We start from the raw sequence: 25,062 nt of genomic DNA, 5'->3' as shown, positions 1-25,062 counted from the left end.
TACGAGTTGGCGACGGGCTTTCCCGACCCGGCAACGGTTGTCCTCGGTCAGAGCTCCAGTCGGCCAAGTCCGACGATGGCCTGGTCCAGGTCGTCGGCGGCACCCCGCTCGAGGAGCCGCCCGAACAACGGGTCGCCCGTGGCGGCGATGTCGCGGATGACGTCGGCGTGCGCCCGGACGCGGGCCCGGATGACGTCGACGAACTCGCCGAGGTCGCCGGACCAGCCGTAGGCGTCGAGGAACCGGCGGAGGCGGCGGGGCCGGCCGGCGAAGTCGGTGAAACCCTCCTCCAGCACGACATGGCGCGCGTGCAGGCCCACCCAGCTGAACGCGCTGTGCGCCAGGTCCCACTCCGGAGTGACCGGGCCGGCGAAGTCCCAGTCGAAGAAGCCGACCAGGCGCCCGTCGCGCCAGGCCGCGTTGTAGGGGGCGGCGTCGTTGTGCCCGACGATCAGGCCCGGCGACCACGCCGCGCCGCCGCGCCACACGGAGCCCGGCGGCGGCACGAAGTCCGCGACGGCCTCGTGATAGGCGCGCAGCCAGTGGGCGACGCGATCCAGCGAGTCGTCGGCGTGCACCCAGGCCGGCCAGGGTTTGCGGCTGCCGACGGTGTCTCCGTCGAGATAGGTCAGTATCTCCCGGCCCTCGTCGTCGATGCCGCGCACGCGGGGCGCGCCCGCGAATCCCTTGGCCGCCAGGTGTTCCAGCAGCGCGTGCACTGCGGGTGTCCAGGGGCCGGTGGCTCGCCGGACCGTGTCGCCGACGCGGACCGCCCCACCGAGATTGCCGCCGTCCAGGCGTTCACCGGTCACCCGGTGATCGTAACTCCCAGCGGCGGCAACCCATTGGCCCGTCTATCCGACCTATTCGACCGTGACGCTCTTCGCGAGGTTGCGCGGTCGGTCGATGTCCCGGCCGAGCGACTTGGCCAGGTGGTAGGCGAACAGCTGGAGCGGCAGGGACAGCGTGATCGGCGCGAGGTCGGGATGGGCCCTTGGCACCTGGATCACGTCCGTCGCCAGGCCGGCCGGGAGGTCCGCGTCGGTCACCGCGATCACCGGGCCGCCCCTCGCCTTGATCTCCTCGATGGTGGAGATGTTCTTGGCCAGCAACTCGTCGTCCGGCACGATCGCGACGGTCGGCATCTGCGGGTTGATCAGCGCGAGCGGCCCGTGCTTGAGCTCCGAGGCCTGGTACGCCTCGGCGTGCACGTACGAGATCTCCTTGAGCTTCTGCGCCCCCTCGCGCGCCACCGGCCAGCCGCGCACCCTGCCGATGAAGAACATGTTCGCCACGTTGGCATAGCGGGCCGCGACGGCCGCGATCCGTTGCTCCGCACCGAGAATCTCGCCGACGAGCGCCGGCAACGCGTCGAGCCCCTCGACGAGCCTGCGGCCCTGGGTGATGGAGAGATCCCGAACCCGGCCCAGTTCCAGGGCCAACAGCGCGAGCGTGACGCCCATGTTCGTGAACGACTTGGTCGCCGCGACCGACACCTCGGAGCCGGCGTGCAGGAAGATGCCGCTGCCGCACTCCCGCGCGATGGAGCTGCTCACGACGTTGACCAGGCCGATGACGCGGCCGCCCTTGCGCTTGAGCTCGTGCACCGCGCCGAGCGTGTCCAGCGTCTCGCCGGACTGGCTGATCGCCACGTACAGCGTGTCGGGGTCGACGACCGGGTTGCGGTAACGGAACTCCGACGCGGGCTCCGCGTCGGCGGGGATCCTGGCCAGCTCCTCGATCATGCCGGCACCGACCTGCGCCGCGTAGTAGGCGGACCCGCAGCCGAGCAGTTTCACCCTGCGGATCTGCTGGTACTCGCGCGGGGAAAGGCCGATGCCGTCGAGCCTGGCCGACATGAACCTCCGGTCGAGGCGTCCGCGCAGGCAGCGGTCGACGGCGTCGCGCTGGTCCAGCATCTCCTTGTACATGAAGTCGGGGTGCTCGCCGAGCTCGTACTCGGCAGAGGGAACGTCGATTGCGGTTGGAGACTTGGTCGTGGTCTGGGCGTCCAGCGTGCTGGTCCGGTAGCCATCGGCCGTCACGGTCGCCAACTCGTCGTCGTCGAGGTAGATCACCTGCTGCGTGAACCGCACCAGCGCGGCGATGTCGGAGGCGACCAGCATCTCCCGGTCGCCGACGCCGAGCACGATCGGGCTGCCGCGCCGGGCCGCCACGAGTTCGCCTGGCCGGTCCGCGTCGAGCACGATGATCCCGTAGGTGCCCTCGACCTGCCGGAGGGCGGCGCGCACCGCGTCCTCCAGCGTCGGGGCCTCGGCGCGGGCGATCAGGTGGGCGAGCACCTCGCTGTCGGTGTCCGAGGACAGCCGCACGCCGTCGTCGGTGAGCTGGGCGCGCAGCTGGTCGAAGTTCTCCAGCACCCCGTTGTGCACGACGGCGATCCGCCGCTTCTCGTCGAGGTGCGGGTGCGCGTTGCGGTCGCTCGGTTCCCCGTGCGTCGCCCAGCGGGTGTGCGCGATGCCGGACGTGGCCGCGAGCCCGGCCGGCATGATTCGCCTGAGGTCCGCGACCCGACCGGCGGTCTTGACCACCTGGAGGCCCGCGTCGTCGAGGACCGCGATGCCGGCCGAGTCGTAGCCGCGGTATTCCAGCCGGTGCAGGCCTTCGACGAGCAGCGGCACCGAGTCCCGCGCGCCGACGTAACCCACGATTCCGCACATTGACTACTCCTGGTGTTCAGCCGTAGACGATGCGCCGCAGTTGGCGCTCGGACAGCGGGGGAGCGACGACCGGCCGCATCGCCAGCTCCTCGTGCAGCAGCGACCAGATGCGCGCGTTGGGCACCTGCTGGTCGCGCAGCTCGGCGTGTCGGCGACGGACGTACTCCTCGGCCGTCTCGACGAAGTAACCCATGACGTCGGAGACGACGCGACGGGCGATGGCCGGCGGAAGTCCGCTGGTCCTGACCACGTGCCCGACCAGCTCGTCCGGAACCTCGTCCCCCACCTCGGCGAGTCTGCTGACCGGCGGCCCCGCGCACAAATCTCGTGCCCGATTTCGGGCACGGCACCGGGGGAGGACCTCCAACGTCCGAGGAAGTCAGCGCAGGTCAGAGCAGGCGTTCGAGCAGCGGCCGGAACCGGGGCGGAATGGGGGTGGACAGAGCGATCGAGGAGGACACCCGCTCGACGCCGGGGACCGCGACCACCTCGTCGATGACGCGCTGGAGGTCGGTGTGCGACCGGGCCGCGACGCGGATGAACAGGTCGGCGGTGCCGGTGGTCGCGTGCGCCTCGCAGACCTCGTTGATCGCCTCAAGGGCCTCGATCACCGGCCCCCGGTTGCCCTGGCTGATCTCCACCCACGCGAAGGCCGTCAGCTCGTAGCCGATCGCGGCCAGGTGCACGGCGGGCGGGAAGCCGGCGATCACCCCTCTGGCGAACAGCTTGTCCAGGCGCGCCTGGATGGTTCCCCTCGCCACGCCGAGGCGGCGGGCGCACTCCAGGACGCTGATCCGGTCCTCGTCCACCAGCAGCAGGAGCAGGCGGGCGTCGAGGGCGTCCAGTGTTTCGCGGGTGTCGTCGCCGGACATGGGTTCTCCTGGGCAAGTTGTACAACACTGAGCCTGTGTTGCCGCTTCGACTGTACAGATTGACCAGTGAAAAACGAAGCTGTTGCGCGACTAGTCCATGTCCTCGAACCTAGGTCATAACGTGCAGATTTGCCCAGGAGGACGCAAATGACAGCGACGGAAACGCCGCTCGAGGCTCAGCTCGACGACGTGAGCTTCGACCAGATGAAGAGGCTCTGCGGCCTGGTCGAGTACGACGAGTCGAAGGACCCGTTCCCGGTCAAGTCGTTGGACGCGCTCACGTTCGTCGTGGGCAACGCGACGCAGACCGCCCTGCACTACCAGGTGGCGTTCGGCATGGAGGTCATCGCGTACTCCGGCCCGGAGAACGGCACCAGGGACCACAAGGCCTTCGTGCTGAAGTCCGGTTCGGCGCGCTTCGTCATCAAGGGTGGCGTCACCAAGGACAGCCCGCTGCTCGACCACCACCGCAGGCACGGTGACGGCGTCGTCGACATCTCGCTCGAGGTGACCGACGTCGACAAGTGCGTCGAGCACGCCCGCAGCCAGGGCGCGACCGTCCTGGTCGAGCCGCACGACGTGTCCGACGACTTCGGCACGATCCGCACCGCAGCCATCGCGGCCTACGGCGAGACGATCCACAGCCTCGTGGACCGGTCCCGCTACGAGGGCCCCTACCTGCCGGGCTACCTCCCGCAGAAGGGCTCGTACCGCAAGCCCGAGGGCGCCCCGAAGCGCATCTTCCAGGCCGTCGACCACGTCGTCAGCAACGTCGAGCTCGGCAAGATGGACGACTGGGTCAGCTGGTACAACCGCGTGATGGGCTTCGTCAACATGGCGGAGTTCGTCGGCGACGACATCGCCACCGACTACTCGGCGCTGATGAGCAAGGTGGTCGCCAACGGCAACCACCGGGTGAAGTTCCCGCTGAACGAGCCCGCGCTGGCGAAGAAGAAGTCGCAGATCGACGAGTACCTCGAGTTCTACGACGGCCCCGGTGTGCAGCACATCGCGTTGGCCACCAACGACATCCTGGCGACGGTCGACGCGCTGCGCACCGCCGGTGTCGAGTTCCTCGACGCCCCGGCCTCCTACTACGAGGACGCCGAGCTGCGCGCCAGGATCGGTGACGTCCGCGTGCCGATCGAGGAGCTTCAGAAGCGGCACGTGCTGGTCGACCGGGACGAGGACGGTTACCTGCTCCAGATTTTCTTCAAGCCGCTCGGCGACCGGCCGACGGTGTTCTACGAGCTGATCGAGCGGCACGGTTCGCTCGGTTTCGGCAAGGGCAACTTCAAGGCGCTGTTCGAGGCCATCGAGGCGGAGCAGCACCGCAGGGGCAACCTGTAGCACCGACCGCAGCACCGACGACGCCACGCCAGGACGATCCTGGCGTGGCGTCGTCGTTTGCCGAGCGTCGCTTGACCTCAAGTTAACTGGAGACTGCACGCTGGACGCGGAAGCCGAGTCAGGCGAACGCGGAAAGCGGTGGGACATGCAGGTCGTGCGGGCGACAAGGTTCGGGGATCCCGAGGTGCTGGTGCTCGGCCGGGCGCCAGATCCGGTGGCGCGGCACGGCGAGGTCGTCGTCGAGGTGTCGGTCGCGGCGATCGACTTCGTCCAGACGCAGCTCCGGCGCGGGTTCACGCCGGGGCCGCCGCTGCCGGAGCCGCCGTACGTGCCCGGCGCGTCGGTCGCCGGCCGGGTGGGTTCCGTCGGGCCCGGGGTGGATCCCGGTTGGATCGGCCGACGCGTGGTCGCCCACACGGCGAGCGGCTACGGCGGAAACGCCGAGCGGGCCGTCGCCGCGGTCGACTCGGTGATCCCCGTGCCCGAGGGGCTTGGCCTGGCGGAGGCCGCGGCGCTGCTGGACGACGGCGGCACCGCGCTCGGTCTCGTCGAGGGAGCAAAGATCCAGCCAGGCGACTGGGTGCTGGTCGAGGCGGCGGCGGGCGGCGTCGGCAGTCTGCTGGTGCAGTTGGCCCGCGCGGCCGGCGCGCGGGTGGTCGGCGCGGCGGGCGGCGAGCGGAAGTTGGCGCTGGTCACCGAGTTGGGCGCCGAGGCGGTCGTCGACTACACCGTGCCGGGTTGGCCGGAGCGGGTGCGCGAGGCGACCGGCGGTCGCGGCGCCGACGTGGTGTTCGACGGCGTCGGCGGGCAGATCGGCCGGGACGCGTTCGGGGTGACCGCGCCCGGCGGCCGGTTCTCCGTGCACGGCGCGGCCAGCGGGACCGCCACGGTGATCGACCCGGGCGAGGCGGACCGGCGCGGGGTCACCGTCCTCGGGATCGAGCAACTCTTCACGTTCGGCGTCGGCGCGCGGTCGCGGGCCGAGCGCATGCTGACCGAGGCGGCGCAGGGCCGCGTCAGGCCGACCATCGGCCAGACCTTCCCGCTGGACCGGGCCGCCGAGGCGCACGCCGCGATCGAGGCCCGCGCGGCGCTCGGCAAGACACTGCTCGTCATCTGACCCGCGACTGCCCGTCCCGACGAGGAAAGGACCAGCCAATGTCATTCACGGATGCCGAACTCGGTTACCTGGCGACACAGCGACTCGGTCGATTGGCGACCCGCCAGCCGAACGGGACGCTCCAGGTGAGTCCGGTCGGGTTCAGCTACAACAGCGACACCGGAACCATCGACATCGGCGGCCACAACATGGCGGCCAGTAGGAAGTTCCGGAACGTGGTCGACAACGGCCAGGTCGCCTTCGTGGTCGACGACATCGCCTCGGTGCAGCCGTGGCGGGTGCGGTGCGTGGACATCCGTGGCACCGCCGAGGCGATCGAGGCACCGACCGATTCCGCGTCGAGGGTCGGCGGGGCCATCATCCGAATCCGGCCCAGCCGCATCATCAGCTTCGGCATCGGCGATCCGGACACCGAGCCGCACGAACTCGTGCCGAACAAGCGCGACGTCGCCGGGCGCTGACCGCCGTCCCGCCACCGTCGATGTGACTGCCCACCGCGCCAGCCGGGACAGGCCCGGCGAGCGCGGTGGGTTCGTCTTTTCTTTCGGAAGGCACGCCGAATAACCGTTCGACACCACTCGCCGTGCCGCCCGTGTTCGCCATGATAAGAGTGGATAGTGGTTCGCGCTCGACCGGTGAGCGATCTTCGGCATAAGAATGGGTCAGTGCGTCAGGATATGGCTGCGTGAGCAGGGGTAATGGGTAAGGACGGTGCTCGCGGGGGATCGGGTTGCACGGTGTATCGCTTTACTCTTAACGGTGAAAATCTCCCTCCCTTCGTATGTGGTCAAACCGTGCGATCGCTGGGAATCTTGCATTCCCTGCCTATCCCTGCCTATCCCTGCCTATCCCTGCCTATCCCTGCCTATCCCTGCCTATCCCTGCCTATCCCTGCCTATCCCTGCCTATCCCTGCCTATCCCTGCCTATCCCTGCCTATCCCTGCACTGGCGGCTTCGGCCGCCGATTGAGAGAGTTCGCATGAGAAGAGTTCTGCTGGCCGCGCTCGCCGCGTGCGCCGCGGTCCTGGCGCTCGCGATGCCGGCCTCGGCCAACGTCGCGCAACCGCACATCATCGGCGGCGGCGATGCGACCGAGACGTACTCGTTCATGGTGTCGCTCGACAACGGCTGCGGTGGCAGCCTGGTCGCGGCGCAGTGGATCGTCACGGCGCACCACTGCGGGGACGCCTACTCGGGCCGGATCGGGTCGACGGACAACAGCTTCGGCGGCGAGGTCGGCCAGATCGACCAGGTCATCACCAAGCCGGGCACCGACCTCACGCTGATGCACCTGAGCCAGCCCGCCCAGTCCACGCCCGTCCCGATGGCGCAGAGCAACCCCGCCGCGGGCTCCGGCGTCCGCCTCATCGGCTGGGGCTGCCAGAGCTGGCCCGACTGCCAGACCAGCTCGACGCTCCAGGAGATCGACCTGACGATCCTGCCCAGCAGCGACTGCGCCGCTGGTGGCGGTGGCTCGGGTGACGTCTGCGTCTCCGGCGACTACGCGCACTCCGCCTGCCACGGCGACTCCGGCGGTCCCGCCATCGTCGGCTCGCCAGGCAACTGGACGCTGGTCGGCGAGACGCACGGCCCCGGCGACAACGGTGGCGAGTGCGCCACGAGCACCCTCTACACCGGCATCGCCCAGTACCTGACCTGGATCAACCAGCAGATCCGCAGCTAGGTAGTGCGCCCTTCCCCTGTTCGAGACGACAACCTTGCTGAGTTTCGCCCCATGGGAGGCAACCGAAAATGACACGACGACACGTTGGCCGGCTCGTCGCCGGTCTCGCCGCGGTCCTGCTGCCGCTCGGCGGCGCCCAGGTCGCGCTGGCGACCAGCGCCCAGGCCGCGCCGAACGCGGTGAACCTGTGCTACGACGCGAGCGACGCGCCCGACTACCAGGCCGAGTCGACCCAGGCCGCGGCCAACTGGAACAGCGTGGTGCAGAACGTGCACCTGGATTCCTGTGGTGGTGCAACGATCCTGATCCACGAGACGTCCGGCGGCGGTTCGTACACGCAGACCGACGGGCACGGCAGCGGCGACATCTACATCGACGTGCAGCAGGTCGCCGAGGGCAACGACCCCACGCGGATCCTGGCCCACGAGATGGGTCACAACCTCGGGCTGCCCGATCACTACAGCGGTCCCTGTTCGGAGATCATGTCCGGCCACGGCCCTGGCCCGTCCTGCAAGAACGCGATGCCCGACGCCAACGAGGCCGCGCAGGTGGACCAGAACTTCGCCAACGGGTTCGCGGCGAACGCTCCGGCCCTGGCGCGCGTCTACCGCTGACCTGAGGTGTTGTGCGGGACGGTTCCGGGACGTCGACACGTCGTCCCGGGGCCGTCCCGGTCGCCGGATCAGGCCTCGCGCAGCAGGTCCGCCAGCGCCAGCGCGGCGGGCAGTGGGGTAGTGGGCACCGCGAGATGGACGGTCCGTCGCGGGGCGAGGTCGCCGAGCCCGCACAGCACTAACTCGGCCGGCACCGCCGAGGCGGCCAGCGAGGGAACCAGCGCGACGCCGAGGCCCGCGGCCACATAGCCGAACTTGCCCGTCCACTCCGCGATTCGGATCAGTTTTCTCGGCGCGAAGCCGGCCTTGGCGCAGGCGTCCGTGAGCATCGTGGGACCTCCGGCCGGCGAGTCCTGGATCCACGCCTCGTCCCGCAGCCCGCGCAGGTCGATCGTGCCGGCGCCCGCCAGCGGATGGTCGCGCCGGAGGACGACGAACAGCTCGTCCCGCAACAGAACCGTCGTCGTGACCCCGTCGACCGGCGGCAGGCCGGACGGGTAGTCACTGACCACGGCGAGGTCGAGCGCCCCGTCGGCGAGTTGCCGCATCAGCGCGCCGCTCCTGCCCTCGATCGGGACGATGTCGACGTCCGGCCGCGCCAGCTTCAACGCCCGCAAAGCCGTTGGCAGCAACGACACGTTCGCGGTGGAGAACGCGCCGACGCGCAGCACCCCGCCGCGTCCGGCCCTGATCGCGGCCAACTCCTGTTCCGCCCTGGCCAGCCGGTCGAGGACGTCCACCGCGTGCCGGTGCAGCGCGTGCCCTGCGGGGTTCAGCCGCACGCCACGGGGGAGCCGCTCGAACAGCGGCCCGCCTGCCTGCTGCTCCAGCCAGGCGATCCGCCGCGACACCGCGGACTGCGTGTAGTTGAGCTGGGCGGCCGCCCTGGTGAACGACCCGGTGTCGGCCACGGTCACCAGCAGGCGCAGCGCGTAGACCTCGAACACGGTCCTCCGTCCTGCCATGAGTCCGGAGCATGGCTCGCATGCAATCTAGTCGCTGGTGGCATGCCGTGCGCCGCCCTTAGCGTCGCCGCATGACTTCATTCTCCTTGGCCGCGATGCTGGCCGATCTGGAAGAACTGGTGCGCTGCGAGTCATTCTCGGCCGACCACGAGGCGCTGGCCCGCAGCGCCGAGGTCGTCGGTGCCATGGGCGAGCGGATCCTCGGCACCGCACCGGAAATGATCGTCGTCGACGGCGTGCCCCACCTGCGCTGGGTCTTCGGCTCGCCGAGGGTGCTGCTGATGGGACACCACGACACGGTGTGGCCGATGGGCTCGCTGCGGACCCACCCGTGGTCGGTGGTCGACGGGATCGCCAGGGGCCCTGGGGTGCTGGACATGAAGTCCGGCCTGGTGCAGCTGTTCCACGCGCTGGCGTCGCTGCCGTCAAGGGACGGCGTGTGCGTGCTGGTCAACGGGGACGAGGAGGTCGGCTCGCCGACCTCGCGGGAGTTGATCGAGGAGTCCGCGCGCGGCTGCGCGGCCGCCTTCGTGCTGGAGGCGTCCGCGAACGAGTCCGGCGCGCTCAAGGTCGCCCGCAAGGGCACCTCTCGGTACGAGGTGGTGGTGCACGGCAAGGCCGCCCACGCCGGCCTGGAACCGGAGAAGGGCGTCAACGCGGCGGTCGAGGCGGCGCACCAGGTCCTGGCCATCGCGGGCCTGGCGGCGTCGATGGCCGGCGTCGACTCCGCACTGGGCGCCCCGACGGTCACGCCGACCCTGCTCTCGGCCGGCAGCACGCTCAACACCGTGCCGGCGCGGGCAACGGTGTCGGTGGACGTGCGCGTGCCGACCAAACAGACCCAGGACCGCATCGATGATCTCATCAGGGAACTGCCGGTGCGGACGGTCGGCGCGCGGCTGGAAGTGTTGGGCGGCAAGCGAAGGCCGCCCATGGAGCCGGCGTCCTCCGCCGCGCTGTTCGCCCTCGCCGCCGCGATCGCCGAGGAGCTCGGCCAGGAGCCGCTGCGCGGGCTGGCCGTCGGCGGGGCGTCCGACGGCAACTACACCGCGGGCGTCGGCTGCCCGACCCTGGACGGCATCGGCGGAGTCGGCAGCGGTGCGCACGCCGACTCCGAGCACGTGCTCGTCGCGCAGCTGATCCCGCGCAGTGAGTTGCTCGCGCGGTTGATCGAGCGGACCCGGCGCTGACGCGCCCACCGGGGCGATCCCGGCCGGTCGCGGCCGCGCAAGACGAGGGATTTCCCTATGTCGATGGCGCGGATGATCCTTTAGGTTCGAGGGCTCGACTGTCGGTGTGCGGTATGTCGTCACGAGGAGCTGGAGCCGAGGATGCACCCATCCGGACATCGGCCGCCGCCTGGGCGTCGCCCGCCGCCACCGCCGCCGGGCCACGGCCCGTCGCCGCAGCAGCACCCGGCCGGTGGACCTCCACCGCAGCACCATCCGCTCGGTGCGCCACCACAACAGCGCCCGTTCGGCGGCCCACCGCAACCGCATCCGTTTGGTGGGCCGCCGTCGCACCGGCCGCCGATGGGCGGGCGGCCGCAGCCGAGCGCCGGACCTGGTGCGGGGCAGGGAAGCGTCGGGCCGGGCGGTTCGGGCGCGCCGGGCAGGTCGAGGGTGTCGGACATCGCCAAGATGTTCGAGCAGAGCAGCCAGACGCTCGGCACCCACGCCAGCTCCGCCACCAGCGCGACCAACCAGCTCGGTCAGTCCTTTCCGCACCACGGCAGCACGAGCAGCTCGCGGCCGTCGGCTCCGACCCCGACAGCGCCGGCCCCTGTGGGTCCGCCCGAGATCCGGCCCAAGCCGCCGCACCTGACCGGGGCAGGCGGGTCGACGCGTCCGCCGGTGACGTCGTCGTCCACCCAACAAGCCGGATCGTCGTCGCAACGCCCGCCCGTCCAGCCTCCGTCGTCACCGGCCTCTCGCCCGCCGGCTCCCGCCCAGTCGCCGCCCCCGCACCAGCCGCCCGGTCAGCAGGGACCTCTGCGGGCCGAGCACTTCACCCCGCTCGACCCGCCGATGTCGAAGATCGTGGACGGGCGCACTGTCAAGATCATCGGGACGCACACGTTCACCCCGCCGCCGCAGAGCCTGCCGGGGTCGGGCTATCACGATGTCCGTCCCGGCCAGAACTCGGTGAGCCCACACCCGGTGCAGTCGTACCTGGACAAGTGGAAGACGAATCCGCCGACCGAACAGAATCCGGTGACGATCACGGTGCACCGTCCGCCGGACGTGCAGCCGCCGAACCCCAACCTGCCGCCGGGACGGGTCGCGCTCTTCGGCGACGGTCACCACAGATATGTGGCCGCGATGCAGGCCGGGGTGCCCATCCGGCTGGAGCTGGCGGGCGGGATGGTGCCGAACCGCCTGCCCAACCAGTACCCGTCCTGGCAGGACGTCCAGTGGCATCACGCCCCTGACGGGAACCCGAACTCGATCGGTGGGCCGCCGACGAAGACCCAGCAGGGCAACACGTGGGCCAACCTGCCGGCGGACTCCCCGTTGTGGCAGTACGGGCCCAAGCACCTGCGGCCGAACGGCTAGCCGTTCGGCCGGCGTGGACGTGGCCGGAGCCGGCCGGAATCGGGCGCGGAGCAGCTCCTGGTCGGCGGCCTCCTCGGGAGGGTCCGGAGGGTAGGGCCGCGGCCTCGAACGTTTGTTAATAAATTTTCCTTACAAATTTCGTGATCTTTTCATACGCTGGACCCGTACCCGCTGCCAAGGACAGCTGCGACGGAGGCGACATGAGACGTGTGATCGTCAAGTACATGGCAACGGCGTGCATCGCCCTGCTGTCGGTCATGGCCATGCTGACCGGCATCGGCACGGCGTCGGCGGCGGCGCCGAAATCCTCGACCCAGCAGGCCTTCATCACCCTCTACGGCTGGTGGGACAACACGCCGCCCGGCGGCGCCATCTCCTACCCCGGCCTGCACCAGTCCGCGGGCGGCACCGGCACCTACGCCGACCCGATCACGTTCGCGACGGCCACCGCCGAGGTCAAGTCGGGCGGCCGGATCTACGTTCCCCGCGTCGGCAAGTACTTCATCATGGAAGACGGCTGCGAGGAGTGCGACGCCGACTGGAACGGCAAGGGCCCCAACGGCGGCCCGAACCTGTGGCACTTCGACCTGTGGGAGGGCGGCAAGGGCGGCAACCCCATCACCGCCATCGAGTGCGAGAACGCCCTGACCCACTACAACCCCGACACCACGCCGATCCTGGAGTCGGTCGTCGTCAACCCGCCCGCCAACGAGCCCGTCACGACCGAGCCGATCTACAACACCAAGACGGGCGCGTGCTACGGCGGCGCCAAGCCGACCATCACCGTCGGTCCGTACAAGAACAACGCCACCGGTCAGTGCCTCGACGATCCCGGCGACCGGACCACCCCGGGTTGGACCGCGAAGATGGCTGCCTGCAACGGATCGGCCGAACAGCGGTTCACCTTCGACGGCACCTTCCTGAGCGTCCACTCGGCGGCCAACCAGTCCGGCGCCATCTGCGCGGATGCCAAGAGCGGCCCGATCATGTTCAAGACCTGCACCGGCGGCCCGACCCAGCAGTGGTCGGCCAACCCGAACCTGACCATCTCCGACATCCAGACCGGCAAGAAGTGCTTCCGGGCATCGGGCACGAGCGTGACGGCGGGCAGCTGCTCCGGCGCCGCGGCCAAGTGGACCGTGCCCACCAGCTGAAACCCGCCACTCGGCAGGGTTTCAGGTGCGGTGTCCTGGGATGTCGCCGGAACGACCCGGCTGGCGTCCCGGGACAACCGCACCACCCGGCCACTGCGGCCGGAATCCGTCTGCCGGGCACGGGGGACTGCGGCGGCGCCCCGTGCCCGGCAGCCGGTGGGAGATCAGCCCGCGTGCTGAGCGCGCACGCGGGTGAAGTCCCAGTCCTGTTGCGCGACGAGTGCCAGCGCGCTGAGAGTGCCGGACATCGGGGCTGTCGTGTCACGCATGGCTGTCTCCTGAGTGCTCAGGCCGGGAGGGTCCACCGTTGGTTGGCTCCGGCGGTGCAGGTCCAGATCTGGAGGCGGGTGCCGTTGGCCGAACTGTTGCCGGTTGCGTCGAGACACTTGCCGGAGCCGACCCCGACGAGCTGTCCCGATCCCGTTGCGGTCCAGCGCTGGTTCGCCGTGCCGGCGCAGTCCCACAGCTGAACCGGCGCACCGTCCGAAGTGGACTGATTGGTGACGTCGAGGCACTTGCCGAGCGCGCGGACCGTGCCGTCCTGGCCGACCGTCCACTGCTGGGCCGCGGTTCCGTTGCAGTCGTAGAGCTGGACGGCCGTGCCGTTGGCGCTGTTGGCCCCGGCCACGTCGACGCACTTGCCGCCGAAGCCGGTGACGGGCCCGGTCCTCGAACCGCCGCCTTGGTTGCCGTTCCAGGTGAACGTCGCCGAGGTCCGCGCCGGCAGCGAGTAGCTGAAGGATTGGTCGCCCCAGTTCACCCGCACGGACTGGGTGCCGCCGCTCGCGTTGTACGCGATCAGCGCCTTGGAGCCGTCCGGATTCCGCCAGGCGACGTTGCGCACGGCCGAGCTGTCGTTGGAGGCGATCCGATACGCGCCGGGCCGCACGAACTTGGTGAGGTGGCCCATGGTGTAGTACTCGACGGTGTAGTCGACCTGCCCGGTGCGGCCGTCCCCGTTGTGCACGGTGACGAATCCGGTGCAGGTGCCGCAGCCCCCGTTGTGCGGCCCAAGGTTCTGGTCGACGGCGAGGCTCCACTTGACGACGCTGCGGCTCCAGTTCCGCGTGTAGTCGACGATGTTGGCCATGTCCTCGCCCTGTTGGTCGCTGACCCAGGTGCCGCCGGAGTGCTCGGTGCCGTAGGCGTTCATCGACGGGTACTGGTCGTGCACCGCGGTCTGCTCGCCGACGTCCCCGCCGTAGCCGTGCCAGGCCATTCCGCCGAAGTTCGGATCGGTGCGGATGGCCGCGTCGTCCACGGTCGGGGCGGCGAAGGCGGCGTACTGGTCCCAGTTCCAGTCCAGCGCGAGGACCTTGCTGGACAGCCCGGCGCCGTGCAGGGCCGGCAGCAGGTCGTTCTTGGTGAAGTAGGCCAGCCCCGCGCCGTTCCAGTTCATCGACGGGTAGCCGCCGCAACAGGTCGGCTCGTTCTGCGCGGACACGTAGTCCACCGGGATGCCCTGCGCCGCATAGGCTTGGACGTAGCGCACGAAGTACTGCGCGTAGGCGGGGTAGAACTCCGACCGCAGCCAGCCGAGCCGGTAGTCGCCGTTGTCCTTCATCCACGGCGGCGCGCTCCACGGCGTGGCCATCACCTTGATCGCCGGGTTGAGCTGCTTGGCCTGCCTGGTCAACGGCACGACGTCGGCGAGGTCGTGCGCGATGGAGAACTGGTCAAGGCCCGGGTCGGTCTGCCCGGCTGGCAGGTCGTCGTAGGAGTAGCTGTAGCGCGCCAGGTCCGACGCGCCCATCGGGTTGCGCAGGAAGCTCAGCCCGATGCCCGAGTTCGGGTCGAACAGCCTGCGCATGGTGTCGTCGCGGGTGGCCTGGCTGAGCGCGCCGCTGGAGTTCAGCAGCCAGGCCGCGGTGTCGGTGAACGACGCGCCGCCGCCCTCGAACTGTTGGTAGCTGGTGTTCTCGTCGACGGTGATGGTCTGGTCACCAGTGCCGGTGCCCGCCGCGAAGGCCACCGGGGCCTGCTGCGCCAACCCCTGCGTCACATGCACACCGCGGCTGTCGTCGGTCGTGGTCAGCCAGACGTTGACGGTCTCACCGGCGGCCCGCGCCGGGCCGGCCACCCCGGCCGAGGCGAGCAGCGTCGCGCCGAGGACGGCGACGAGGCTCGGCAGGGCCCGGCTCCTCATGTCACCGTCCACTTCTGGTTGGCTCCGCCGGTGCAGGTCCAGATCTGGAGGCGGGTGCCGTTGGCCGAGGAGACGCCGGTGGCGTCGAGGCACTTGCCGGAGTTGGTGTTGACGATGTCGTTCGCCGAGGTGACGACCCACTGTTGCGCGCCAGTGCCGTTGCAGTCCCACAGCTGGACCTTCGTGCCGTCGGCGGTGCCGGCGCTGGTCACGTCGAGGCACTTGCCGAGCGCGCGGATGCTCCCGTCGCCCGGCCTGCTCCACTGCTGGGCGTTCGTGCCGTTGCAGTCGTAGAGCTGCACCGCGGTGCCGTTGGCGGTGTTGGCCGCCGCGACGTCGACGCACTTGCCGCCGTACCCGGTGATCTGGCCGCCGGTGGGCGGTGGGCCGCCGCTGTCGGTGGTGACGTGCACGTAGTCGACGACGAGCTGCTGCGGGAACTGGGTGCTGCCGTCGGGGTCGCCGGGCCAGTAGCCGCCGACGGCCAGGTTGAGCAGGAGGTAGAACGGGTGGTCGAAAACCCAGCGGTTGCCGTTGAGATCGGCGGGAGTCCTGGTCTGGTAGGCGTTTCCGTCCACGAGCCAGGTGATCCGGTTCGGCGCCCAGTCCACGGCGTAGGTGTGGAAGTCGTCGGAGAAGTTGGGGCCGCTGTAGGGCGCGCCGATGCCGCCGGAGCCGGAGTAGCCGGGGCCGTGGATGGTGCCGTGCACGGTGTTCGGCTCGAAACCGACGTTCTCCATGATGTCGATCTCGCCGCTGTTGGGCCAGCCGACGCTGCCGATGTCGTTGCCAAGCATCCAGAACGCCGGCCACATGCCCTGGCCGCGCGGCAGCTTCATGCGCGTTTCGAAGTGGCCGTAGGCCTGGGTGAACTGGCCGGCCGTGGCGAGCCGCGCCGAGGTGTACTCGCAGCGGCCGTACCAGCAGTTGTAGTTGCCCGGGTTCTCCCGCTTCGCGGTGATGACCAGGTGCCCCTGACCGTCCAGCGCGGCGTTGTTGGTGCCGGAGGTGTACCACTCGCGTTCGTGGTTGTTGACGTTGTCGCCGGTCTCGAAGTGCCACTTCGAACCGTCGATCCCGGCGCCGGCCGGGCCGTCGAAGTCGTCGGTGAAGGAGGCCGCCGCCGGCGTGACACCGGCCGTCGCCTGGCCGGCTGCCGCTTGGCTGGCGACTGCGGCGCCCAGAGCGATGGGGAGGAGGAGCGCGGCGGCCATGACCAGGCCGAGCCGTGCGCGTCTGGCGAGTCGGTTCGACATCATTGTGTCACCTCTCGTTTGTTGCGCCTAGCAACAAAGCGAGTATCCATGGTCTATACCACCTAGGCAAGACCTAATTTTTAGGCTCGAATTAAGTAGGGCAGGCCGGCACGCGCGACGCCGGAACACTGGCCACGGGGTCGCGCGCGCCGGACTGCCGGTCAGGGATCGCGGGTTACGGGAAGCTCACCAGATTGCTCGGCACGGTCCCGGACGGCGTTGTCGCACCCGCGTCGTCGACGACGTGAGTGATGGTGCCCTGGTAGTTCAGCGAGACCGTCAGCAGGTCGTGCAGCCGCACGCCTGCCGGGTTGGGCACCTCGAACGCGTGGTAGCTCGTCACGGAGTTGTTGACGTTGAAGTAGCAGTAGCTGCCGAGCCCCCACGCCTCGTGCGTGCCGACGTTGTCGCCGACCTTGTACGCGGCGTACCCGTTCACGCCGGTCGGGCTCTGCCAGGCGGCCTGGTTCGGCACGTCGTAGGGCATCTCGTTCTGGAAGAAGATCGTCCTGCCGTGCTGGCCGTTCCAGGTGACCTCGTACTTCTGGTAGTGCTCGACGAACAGGCCGGTCGCCTCCACGTTGTCGCCGTTGACGATCAGGCCGTTGTCCGCGGTGTTGACGGTCCAGCCGACCGTGCCCGCGTTGCCGTGGTCGGCGCGCCAGGCCCAGGTGTGGTCGATGATCGCGTCGTTGCTGTTGACCACCAGGCTGGCGGTCGCCCTGCCGGCGATCTCGCCGCCCACGCGGAAGAACACGTCCTGGACCGTTGTCGGGTTGGCTGCGTGGCTCGCGGACGAGCCGGCCGGGCCGACCGTCAGCAGCGCTGCCGAGTTGGTAGTGCCCGCGTCGAACAGCAGGCCCTTGAGCCGGACGCCGTCGACGTCGGCGACCTGCATCGCGTTGATCCCGTTGTCCGGCACCAGGGTCGGGTAACCGATGCCGAGCACGACCGTGTTCGCCCTGGTGACGTTCAGCGTCTGGTCGAGGTGGTAGACGCCGGGAGTGAACAACAGGTTGCAGCCCGAGGACAGCGCCGCGTTGATCGTGCCGGCGGTGTCGCCGGGCTTCACGACGCGGAACTGGCTCATCGGCAGCGAGGTGCCCGGTGTGCTGCCGGCCGCCCAGCTCGGCCCGGATGCGTTGGTGCGCAGGGAGGGCTCGAACACCCGGTACCTGCCGGCGCCGTCGACGTACAGGTACGGCACGTCGCGGGAGACCGGGGTGGTGGCCAGCGTGGTCTCCGGCGGGCTGGGGAAGGTGTTTGCTGGGGCGCCGGTGGTGCCGGAGAACACCATGTTCCACACGCCGCCCGACCAGCTGCCCAGCGCGCTGTCCCTGGTGTACCACTGTTGTTGCGAGATCGAGGACGCCTGGCCGGCCACCTTCGTGTCGGCGACGTAGCCGCCGCTGGCGTAGCCGTAGCTGGCCGGGTAGAGCTGGAGGCCGCCGTGCACGTCGATCCGCCGGAACGGCGCGGCCTGCGCCACAGCCCAGCGATCGGACCCGCTGCTCGGGTTGATGGCCAGGTTCTCCGCGGACCGCCAGAAGTTCTGGAGCGCCTGACCCTGGTCGGATGCGTTGAACGCGTCGACCGTCACGTCGCCGTTGATGGTCACGTCGTCCGGGTTCTGGCCGAGGCCCGCGACCGAGGTGTAGAAGCCGACGTTGTCGTGCACGGCGTAGGTGCCCGGCTTGAACAGGTGCGCCACCCTGCGCTCGGCGAACTGCGCGGTGAGGGTGTCCTTCTGCGCGGCGAAGTCCGTGTCGAGCTGCGCCTGGATCGTCGCGGCGGACATGCCGGGGTCGAAGACCCGCGTGTTCGGGCCGAGGTCCGGCGTGTCGGACTGGGTCGGGCAGGTCCCGCCGCCGCTGCCGCCGTTGCCGCCCTGGGTGTAGGTGAAGTGCGGCGTGTCGTACTGCGGGCCGTTCTTCTCGTAGGTGAACCAGTACTCGAGCACGGTGCCACTGGTCAGCGAGCTAACGGTCTGCTGCCAGGTCCCGGCGTTGTCAGTCATCCGGAAGTTCTGCTGGCCCGCGCCGTTGACGAGGTAGTGCACGTCGACGTAGCGCGCGGGAGTCGTTGGCGTGAAGGAGAGCTGAGCCTGCGTCGCGGTCAGCTGCGTGGCGGTCTGGGTGTAGTCGGTCGCGGCCGAGGCGTTGACGCCGACGGCGAGCAGGGTCGCGGCCGCGGCGAGCGCGGCCAGGCCGGCGCGCCAGCGCGACCGGCGATGGGCGGGATGGTGGGGGCTGCGGTTCACGTGGCCACCTCCGGGGCAGGGATTCCACGGGTGAGCAGGCGTGAGAGCGCTCCCGCGAGACGGTAAACCGATCCGACCTGCGACGGAAGGGATGGCGCGCAGAAACAACGTCCGCACCCGACAACTCGGACGTAACCGGCTGGCAACCCCGCGGTGACAAAGCAGAGAGCCGCGGTCGGCGAGGGGAATCCTCGCCGACCGCGGCTCTGCGCTGCGTCAGCTGTCCATCAGGCGCGGTGTGGTCGACCCGCTCACGGCACGATGAGAACCCGCTCGCGGTCGTGCCGAACCTCCAGCGCGATGGGCTGGCCGACCTCGCAGACCAACGGTTCGTCGAAGGTCTGCACGGCCTGCCGCCAGTGGGTGTCGTGGTGGGCGGGCCCGTTGGACAGGGTCACGCCGGATCCGAGGTCCAGCTCGAACCAGATCGCGATGGCGTGGCTGCGGCCCTGCGCGGTCGGCAGCACCTTGATCACGTCGCGGCCGGGCGGGCACGGCGCGGTGAAGTCGAGATCCAGCAGGGGGAACGGCTCGCTCAGCGGGGTGTGCGAGTAGTTCTCCAGGTAGACGTCGAAGTACTCCAGCGAGCGGAACTGGTTGAACGTGCTCACGTCGAACCCGCACGCGGTGGACACGTGGTTGTGCCCGCGCAGCCGGTCGGACGCGACCAGCTGACCCCACAGCCTGCCCTTGGCCGGCAGGATCCTCGCGTTGTCGGTCAACAACTCCGCGCGCGCGTGGTCCAGCGAGGGCAGCGCGTGCTCGCCGAGCAGCGCGCAGTCGAAGATCTCGGTCACCAGCACGTCCGCCCGCGCCGGCAGGTCGACGCCGACGCGCAGGTCGGTGGACAGGCAGTTGACCACGGTGATGCGGTCCTCGTACCCGTTGGCCGCGATGATCTGCCGCGCGGCCCCCGCGATCAGCGGCTCGGCCTCGCAGCTGATCACCTGCGCCGCGCCCGCCCTTGCGGCGAGCAGCGCGAGCAGGCCGGTGCCGGTGCCGATGTCCAGCACGATGTCGCCCGGCCGGACCGCGGCGGAGATGGCCTTCTCGTACGCCTGGTTGCGCTCCTCGTCGTTGAGCATGGCGAAGTGCCACCGAGGCACCAACTGCCGGATCGCCCGGTTGAGCAGCCGGCGCGGGGCGTCGTTGTCCTCGGGGGCCAGCTGGTCGGCGAGCGCGAAACAATCCGCCGCCGCCGCGTAGTCGTTGCGGGCCATGGCGACCAGACCGCGATCCTGTAGGACCTCGACCGAGTTGGACAGGTCGACCCCCGCGCCCGGTTGCGGCACGGCCTCGACTGACTCCTGCACTGTCACGGACTACCTCATTCACTCAACGAGTTCACTCAGCGAGCAAGGACCAAGGCATGTGCGACAACCGGTTCGTCCTGCGCGGACTCCTTGGCGGGCACGTAGGCGATCACCTGACTACCGCGCTGCACGACCGAGGCGCCGCGCACGCACAGGCGATCCACCTTGAAGCTGTTGCCGTGCCACGGACACCGCAGCCGGCCCTCCTGCACCTCGCCGAGGTGCAGCGGGCCGCCCCGGTGCGCGCAGGTGCTGGCGATCAGGTGCACGGTGCCCTCGCGGGCCAGCACGAAGTACAGGTCGTCGCCGACGTGCACGGTGTTCTGCTCCGGCCACGACAGCTCGACGCGCAGCATCCGCGTCATCGGATGTCGCTCACGGCGATGGTCGTGTCCACCTCGGACCGCACCCCGTACAGCCGACCGCCCGGCACCCGGACGGCCTCGCCCTCGGTCAGCGTCAGCGGCTCGCCGGTCGCCCGCCAGTGCAGGTCCACTCGGCCGCTGAGCACGTTCACCGCGCAGTCCCGCTCCGCCACCCTGGTCTCGAAGGGCGTCGCGGCGGTGAGGTCGACGACGTCCTTGGTATCCACGGTGGAAAGGTCGGACTTCTCCGCGGTGGGCCGCCACTTGAGCTGCGCCATCAGGTCCTCGTCGGCCAGCGCGCCGAGCAGCCGGATCTCCTCGACACCCCGGATCAGGCCGCGCGCGGCCATCGGGCCGTGCTTGCGGGCCAGCGGCATCAGCAGGTCGTGCACGGCCATCCGGCCGTGGTGCTGGTCGATGTGCGCGTGCTCGTCGCAGTACTTGAGGTCGACGCTGTCGCCGTACACCGCGCGCAGCGTCTTGCCGAGCGCCCCGAACCACGGCGCGAAGGTGGCCTCCAGCAGGGCCATCGCGCCGATGTAGCGGAAGAACCCGGTGCGGTTGTGCGTCACCGTGTAGAAGTAGTTGTTCACCGCGATGGACGTCGGCAGGTAGAAGAACCAGTAGTGGTGCGCGTCGGCGGACATGTCGGTGCTGGCGCACAGGTCGGTGAACAGCGTGCTGTGCTTGGCCGCGTAGACGCCGTAGCCGAACTCGTCGATGAAGATCTTGAACAGCTCGCTCTGCTCCGGCCCGAACGCGCCGCCGAGGTTCTGCGACATCGCGGTGGCCTCGGTCAGCCCGTCCAGCGCCATCTGCGCGATGAGCATCTCGGCGGCCCGCTTGTTCTCCGGAGCCGTCTCGACGGACCGCAGCACGGGCCGGTCGGCGTTCACCGCCTCGTCGATGGTGCGCTCGAGGTGCGCCAGCGTCGCGTCGGCCTCCCACGACCCGGTGACCTTGACGCTGTCCTCAAGGAAGCCGAGCGCGAAGTCCTCGGCCGTGGTGCGCACCTGGTCGGCCAGCAGGCGGTTCCTGCTGCTGTAGAAGGCGTCGAAGGCGCGCTCCTTGCCGTGCAGGCCGTCGCGCGGCAGGAACAGCGCGTCGCTCTCGTAGACGTTCATCAGCAGCCGGTTGGCCATCAGGCTGTCGTCGGAGACGAACTGGTCTTCGGTGAGTCGCCTCGACCAGTCGATCGCCGCGAGCCGCTGCGTGTCCAGCGGGCGGTGGTACGGGTTCGCCCGCACGAACGGCCCCTGGTTGGCGCGGTACGGCTCGGAGTCGGCGAACTCCGCGACGGCGCCCGCGATGGATTCACTGGACTGCAAAGCTGACGTGCCCATGCCTCGTGGTCCTCCAAGACTGCGAAACGGGGGCGCGATTCGGCGGCCGATCCGAGGCCGGTTGATCCCCCGTCGCCGACCGTACGTGATCGAGCGATGTGGACCCAGAAGTCGTTGTCAGTAGCCCGTTTGCCGCACATCGCCGCTGCTCAGCGCGTCTTCGCATGTCCGGACCGCCCGGATGGAATGGCGATGGAACGGTCCGGCGTGATGGTCGGTCGGCGATTGCCCGTTCGGACACCAATGGCTACCCTTTCGGCGATTTCAGGTGCTCAGCGCGCCGCTGGGTGGACTGTGGATGTACGCCGGCCTTCCTGATGCGAATCGAATGTTGTTGTCCCGTAACGGTTCTTGACATCCGGGTCGCGCGGTGTCGAGGATGACGGCGGCTGCCTCAGCCAGATCCGGCGAACACGCGGAGGTGTCGTGTCCGGGAATTCCTCGACCGTCTCGGCCACATCGGGGGTCGGGTCGACACCGGACCCGGTGCCCGCCCGGCGTAACGAATGGCTGTTGGTCGCCTTCACCGGCACGACGAACACCGCGGACGCCGTGATGCGGGTGGCCCTTCCGCTGCTCGCCACGCGGCTGACCAGCTCGCCGGCGCTGATCGCCGCGGTGGCGATCATGCTGACGCTGCCGTGGTTGGTCACCGCGCTGCACATCGGCGTGTTCGTCGATCGGATGAACCGGCGCTCCCTGATGGTCGGCGCGGAGTTCGCGCGGATGGCGTCCATCGTGGTCATGCTGATCGCGGTGGCCCTGAACGCGACCACCCTGCCGTTGATCTACGCCGTGGCGCTCGTGCTCGGGGTCGCCGAGGTGGTCGCGCAGCTGGCCGCGATGTCGATCATCCCGTCCGTAGCGCCCAAGAGCCGCTGGCAGTCGCTCAACACGCGGATGACCGCAACGGAGTACGTCAGCTTCAGCTTCGTCGGCGCGCCCATCGGCGGGTTCCTGGTCGCCGCGGGCTTCGCCATCGCCTTCGGGGTCACCGGGGCGGTCTACCTGATCGGCGCGCTGCTGCTGACCATGCTGGTCGGCAACTTCACCGTGCAGAAGACGAAGGAGCGGCGGCCGGCGCGCGTCGAGATCCGCGAGGGTCTCCAGTTCCTGCTGCGACACAAGCTGTTGCGCACGATGGCCGTGCTCATCACGTTCATGTCCGGCTGCTGGGCCGCCTGGTACGCCATCATTCCCGCGTACGCCGTCGGCGGCCCGCTGGACCTGACCTCGAAGCAGTTCGGCTTCCTGCTGACCAGCCTCGGCGCGGGCGGCGTGGTCGGCACCTCGCTGGTCGGGCCGATGAACCGGCTGCTCGGCAGGCGGTGGGTGATGTTCGTCAACATCATCTGCACGGTGCTGATGGTCGGCGTGCCCGCGCTGCTGCCCGCCACGCCGTCCAGCGCCTGGCTGGTCGGGGTCGCCGCGTTCTTCGCGGGGATCGGCGGCACGATGTGGACGGTCAACTCCAGGGTGATCTCGCAGTCGTTGGTGCCCAATGAGTTGCTCGGCCGGTTCAACGCGGCGAGCAGGCTGGTCTCCTGGGGCATGACCCCGGTGGCCGCCGCCGTCGCTGGCGGGCTCGCGCAGTGGCTGGGCTTCCGCGTGGCGTTCGGGTTCTTCGCGGTCATCTGCGTCGCGCTGATCTACCCGTTCCTGCGAGTGATCACGCGGGAGGCCGTCGCGGAGGTCGACGCGCCCGTGCCCGACGACGCCGGCGAGGCCGAGACAGTCGAAGCGGTCGAAGCGACCGACAAGAAGGCATGAACAGGGAGCGGCACGCAGTGATCGATCAGCACGCAACGTTGTACGGCCTGTTCCGCGAGGCCGCGCGGCGGTCCCCGGACGCCACGGCGATCGAGGTCGGCGAGGACGCCCCGACCTACCGCGAGTTCGTCGAGCTGGTCGACCGGCTCGCCGCGGCGCTCGTGGACACCGCGGGACGACGCCCGCACGCGGTCGGCCTGCTCGCGACCCGCAGCCTCGCGGCCTACGCGGGATACCTGGCCGCGCTGCGGCTCGGCGCGATCGTCGTGCCGCTCAACCCGGCCTTCCCCGCCGGCCGCAATCGCGGGATGTGCGCGGCGGTGGGCGTGGACGTCGTGGTGGTCGACGAGTCCGGTGCGGCGCAGGCGGAGGAGGTCCTCGACGGCGGTGACATCGTCGCGCTGCCGCTGCACGGCGCGTGGCGCGAGGGGTTGCCCGCCGCGTGGGAGGCCGCCTACGACGGCAAGCCAGAGGACGTCGCCTACGTCCTGTTCACGTCGGGATCCACGGGCACCCCGAAGGGCGTGCCGATCCGGCACAGCAACGTGACGAGCTACCTCGCGTTCTGCGTCGAGCGGTACGAGGTGCGGCCGGGCTGCCGGCTGTCGCAGGTCTTCGAGCTGACCTTCGACCCGTCCGTGTTCGACCTGTTCGCGGCCTGGAGCACCGGCGCCACGCTCGTGGTGCCGCAGCAGGCCGAGGTGCTGACCCCGGCGCGGTTCGTCGCCGGCAGGGGGATCACGCACTGGTTCTCCGTGCCCTCGGTGATCTCGCTGGCCAGGCGGCTGCGCGGGCTGCGCCCCGGCAGCATGCCAGGGCTGCGTTGGAGCGTCTTCGCCGGCGAGACGCTGACGGTGGCGCAGGCGCGCGCCTGGGCGGCCGCCGCGCCGGCCAGCGTGCTGGACAACGGTTACGGCCCAACCGAACTGACCGTCACCTGCACGGCGTATCGGCTGCCGGCCGACCCCGCCGACTGGCCGGAGACCTCGAACGGCACCCTGCCGATCGGGCCGGCCTACGACCGGCTCGACGCGGTGTTGGTGACCGAGGACGGCACGGTCGGCACCGACGGAGAGCTGTGCATGCGCGGCGCCCAGCGGTTCGACGGATACCTCGATCCCGCGCACGACCGCGGCCGGTTCCTGCGCGGCGAGGAGCGGTTCACCGTGGTCGAAGGCCCGGTGCTCCCGTCCGACTGGTACCGCACGGGCGACCGGGTCAGGATCGAGCACGGCGAGATCGTCCACATAGGACGGTTGGACGATCAGGTCAAGGTCCACGGCTACCGCATCGAGCTCGGCGAGATCGAGTCGGCGCTGCGGTCGCATCCGGCCGTGCTGGACGTCGTCGTGCTGGCCGCGCCAGAACAGGGCGGCGAGCTCCTGCTGCACGCGCTGTACACCGGCGAGGCCGTGGCCGAGGACGAGCTGACCGCCGTGGTGGGCGGCAGGCTGCCCGCGTACATGGTGCCGAGCTCCGTGCATCACGTGGACACGTTCCCGGTCAACGCGAGCGGCAAGGTCGACCGCCGCAGGCTGGCCGCCGAGCTGGACGACCGCCAGGACGCCTGACGCGCACCAGGACGCCTGACGCGCGCCGCGCCGAACAGCCAG

At 69.9% G+C, this 25,062-nt stretch carries 21 protein-coding genes; 10 read left to right on the top strand and 11 right to left on the bottom strand.

All coding sequences use genetic code 11. The annotated features are described in order from the left end of the window. Positions 1-47 precede the first annotated feature (47 nt). The 4 genes from F0L68_RS16645 to F0L68_RS16630 form a co-directional block, all read right to left on the bottom strand. A complete protein-coding gene (locus F0L68_RS16645) occupies positions 48-812 on the bottom strand; it encodes a phosphotransferase (RefSeq protein ID WP_149850496.1) in 765 nt (254 codons plus the stop codon). 51 nt (positions 813-863) lie between these two features. Continuing rightward, positions 864-2,681: a glutamine--fructose-6-phosphate transaminase (isomerizing) gene (gene glmS, locus F0L68_RS16640; RefSeq protein WP_149850495.1), complete on the bottom strand. Its 1,818-nt coding sequence runs from the start codon at positions 2,679-2,681 to the stop codon at positions 864-866. Positions 2,682-2,697: 16 nt separating this feature from the next. Next, positions 2,698-2,967, bottom strand: a complete 270-nt coding sequence (locus tag F0L68_RS16635; RefSeq protein ID WP_149850494.1) for a hypothetical protein — start codon at positions 2,965-2,967, stop codon at positions 2,698-2,700. Positions 2,968-3,070: 103 nt separating this feature from the next. Beyond that, positions 3,071-3,553 carry an Lrp/AsnC family transcriptional regulator gene (locus F0L68_RS16630; RefSeq protein ID WP_149850493.1) on the bottom strand — a complete coding sequence of 161 codons (483 nt, stop codon included), beginning with the start codon at positions 3,551-3,553 and terminating at the stop codon, positions 3,071-3,073. Positions 3,554-3,700: 147 nt separating this feature from the next. Here F0L68_RS16630 and hppD point away from each other — a divergent pair, with 147 nt between their 5' ends. The 5 genes from hppD to F0L68_RS16605 all read left to right on the top strand — a co-directional run bounded on the left by hppD (position 3,701) and on the right by F0L68_RS16605 (position 8,322). Continuing rightward, positions 3,701-4,903, top strand: a complete 1,203-nt coding sequence (gene hppD / locus F0L68_RS16625) for a 4-hydroxyphenylpyruvate dioxygenase (protein ID WP_149850492.1) — start codon at positions 3,701-3,703, stop codon at positions 4,901-4,903. 145 nt (positions 4,904-5,048) lie between these two features. Beyond that, entirely contained in the window at positions 5,049-6,023 is a 975-nt protein-coding gene (locus F0L68_RS16620; protein ID WP_149850491.1) for a zinc-binding dehydrogenase, read from the top strand. 38 nt (positions 6,024-6,061) lie between these two features. Further along, positions 6,062-6,484, top strand: coding sequence for a PPOX class F420-dependent oxidoreductase (locus F0L68_RS16615; protein ID WP_149850490.1), 423 nt, complete (start codon positions 6,062-6,064; stop codon positions 6,482-6,484). Between the two features lie 519 nt (positions 6,485-7,003). Continuing rightward, positions 7,004-7,708, top strand: a complete 705-nt coding sequence (locus F0L68_RS16610) for a S1 family peptidase (RefSeq protein ID WP_149850489.1) — start codon at positions 7,004-7,006, stop codon at positions 7,706-7,708. A 68-nt stretch (positions 7,709-7,776) separates the two neighbouring features. Further along, positions 7,777-8,322: a snapalysin family zinc-dependent metalloprotease gene (locus tag F0L68_RS16605; protein ID WP_149850488.1), complete on the top strand. Its 546-nt coding sequence runs from the start codon at positions 7,777-7,779 to the stop codon at positions 8,320-8,322. A 68-nt stretch (positions 8,323-8,390) separates the two neighbouring features. On the opposite strand, the gene F0L68_RS16600 is transcribed toward F0L68_RS16605, so the two are convergent. Further along, complete coding sequence (locus F0L68_RS16600; RefSeq protein WP_223198847.1) at positions 8,391-9,287, bottom strand: LysR family transcriptional regulator; 897 nt, start codon at positions 9,285-9,287, stop codon at positions 8,391-8,393. Between the two features lie 71 nt (positions 9,288-9,358). Here F0L68_RS16600 and F0L68_RS16595 point away from each other — a divergent pair, with 71 nt between their 5' ends. From F0L68_RS16595 to F0L68_RS16585, 3 genes are all read left to right on the top strand, one after another. After that, positions 9,359-10,477, top strand: a complete 1,119-nt coding sequence (locus tag F0L68_RS16595) for a M20 family metallopeptidase (protein WP_223198846.1) — start codon at positions 9,359-9,361, stop codon at positions 10,475-10,477. A 432-nt stretch (positions 10,478-10,909) separates the two neighbouring features. Next, complete coding sequence (locus F0L68_RS16590; RefSeq protein WP_149850487.1) at positions 10,910-11,842, top strand: hypothetical protein; 933 nt, start codon at positions 10,910-10,912, stop codon at positions 11,840-11,842. Positions 11,843-12,042: 200 nt separating this feature from the next. Further along, a complete protein-coding gene (locus F0L68_RS16585) occupies positions 12,043-12,996 on the top strand; it encodes a ricin-type beta-trefoil lectin domain protein (RefSeq protein WP_223198845.1) in 954 nt (317 codons plus the stop codon). A gap of 286 nt (positions 12,997-13,282) precedes the next feature. On the opposite strand, the gene F0L68_RS16580 is transcribed toward F0L68_RS16585, so the two are convergent. The 6 genes from F0L68_RS16580 to F0L68_RS16555 all read right to left on the bottom strand — a co-directional run bounded on the left by F0L68_RS16580 (position 13,283) and on the right by F0L68_RS16555 (position 21,679). Continuing rightward, positions 13,283-15,142 (bottom strand): lectin, encoded by a 1,860-nt coding sequence (locus F0L68_RS16580; protein ID WP_149850486.1) that lies wholly within the window; start codon positions 15,140-15,142, stop codon positions 13,283-13,285. Further along, positions 15,139-16,356 (bottom strand): ricin-type beta-trefoil lectin domain protein, encoded by a 1,218-nt coding sequence (locus tag F0L68_RS16575; protein WP_438672290.1) that lies wholly within the window; start codon positions 16,354-16,356, stop codon positions 15,139-15,141. Before F0L68_RS16575 ends, F0L68_RS16580 begins: the two co-directional genes overlap by 4 nt. A gap of 217 nt (positions 16,357-16,573) precedes the next feature. Beyond that, entirely contained in the window at positions 16,574-18,658 is a 2,085-nt protein-coding gene (locus tag F0L68_RS16570; RefSeq protein WP_223198844.1) for a pectate lyase-like domain-containing protein, read from the bottom strand. 251 nt (positions 18,659-18,909) lie between these two features. Then, complete coding sequence (locus tag F0L68_RS16565) at positions 18,910-19,977, bottom strand: 50S ribosomal protein L11 methyltransferase (protein WP_149850485.1); 1,068 nt, start codon at positions 19,975-19,977, stop codon at positions 18,910-18,912. 29 nt (positions 19,978-20,006) lie between these two features. Next, positions 20,007-20,336 carry a Rieske 2Fe-2S domain-containing protein gene (locus tag F0L68_RS16560; protein ID WP_149850484.1) on the bottom strand — a complete coding sequence of 110 codons (330 nt, stop codon included), beginning with the start codon at positions 20,334-20,336 and terminating at the stop codon, positions 20,007-20,009. Next, positions 20,333-21,679: an iron-containing redox enzyme family protein gene (locus tag F0L68_RS16555; protein ID WP_149850483.1), complete on the bottom strand. Its 1,347-nt coding sequence runs from the start codon at positions 21,677-21,679 to the stop codon at positions 20,333-20,335. The genes F0L68_RS16560 and F0L68_RS16555 overlap by 4 nt, the downstream gene beginning before the upstream one ends. Before the next feature lie 426 nt (positions 21,680-22,105). Here F0L68_RS16555 and F0L68_RS16550 point away from each other — a divergent pair, with 426 nt between their 5' ends. Next, positions 22,106-23,449 (top strand): MFS transporter, encoded by a 1,344-nt coding sequence (locus tag F0L68_RS16550; protein WP_223198843.1) that lies wholly within the window; start codon positions 22,106-22,108, stop codon positions 23,447-23,449. Between the two features lie 17 nt (positions 23,450-23,466). After that, the gene (locus F0L68_RS16545) at positions 23,467-25,020 is read left to right on the top strand and encodes an amino acid adenylation domain-containing protein (protein WP_223198842.1); all 1,554 of its coding nucleotides are present in this window, start codon (positions 23,467-23,469) and stop codon (positions 25,018-25,020) included. The last annotated feature ends 42 nt before the right edge of the window (positions 25,021-25,062 follow it).

Source organism: Solihabitans fulvus, assembly GCF_008386585.1.
GTDB lineage: Bacteria > Actinomycetota > Actinomycetes > Mycobacteriales > Pseudonocardiaceae > Solihabitans > Solihabitans fulvus.
This window is presented reverse-complemented; position numbering and strand designations above follow the sequence as displayed.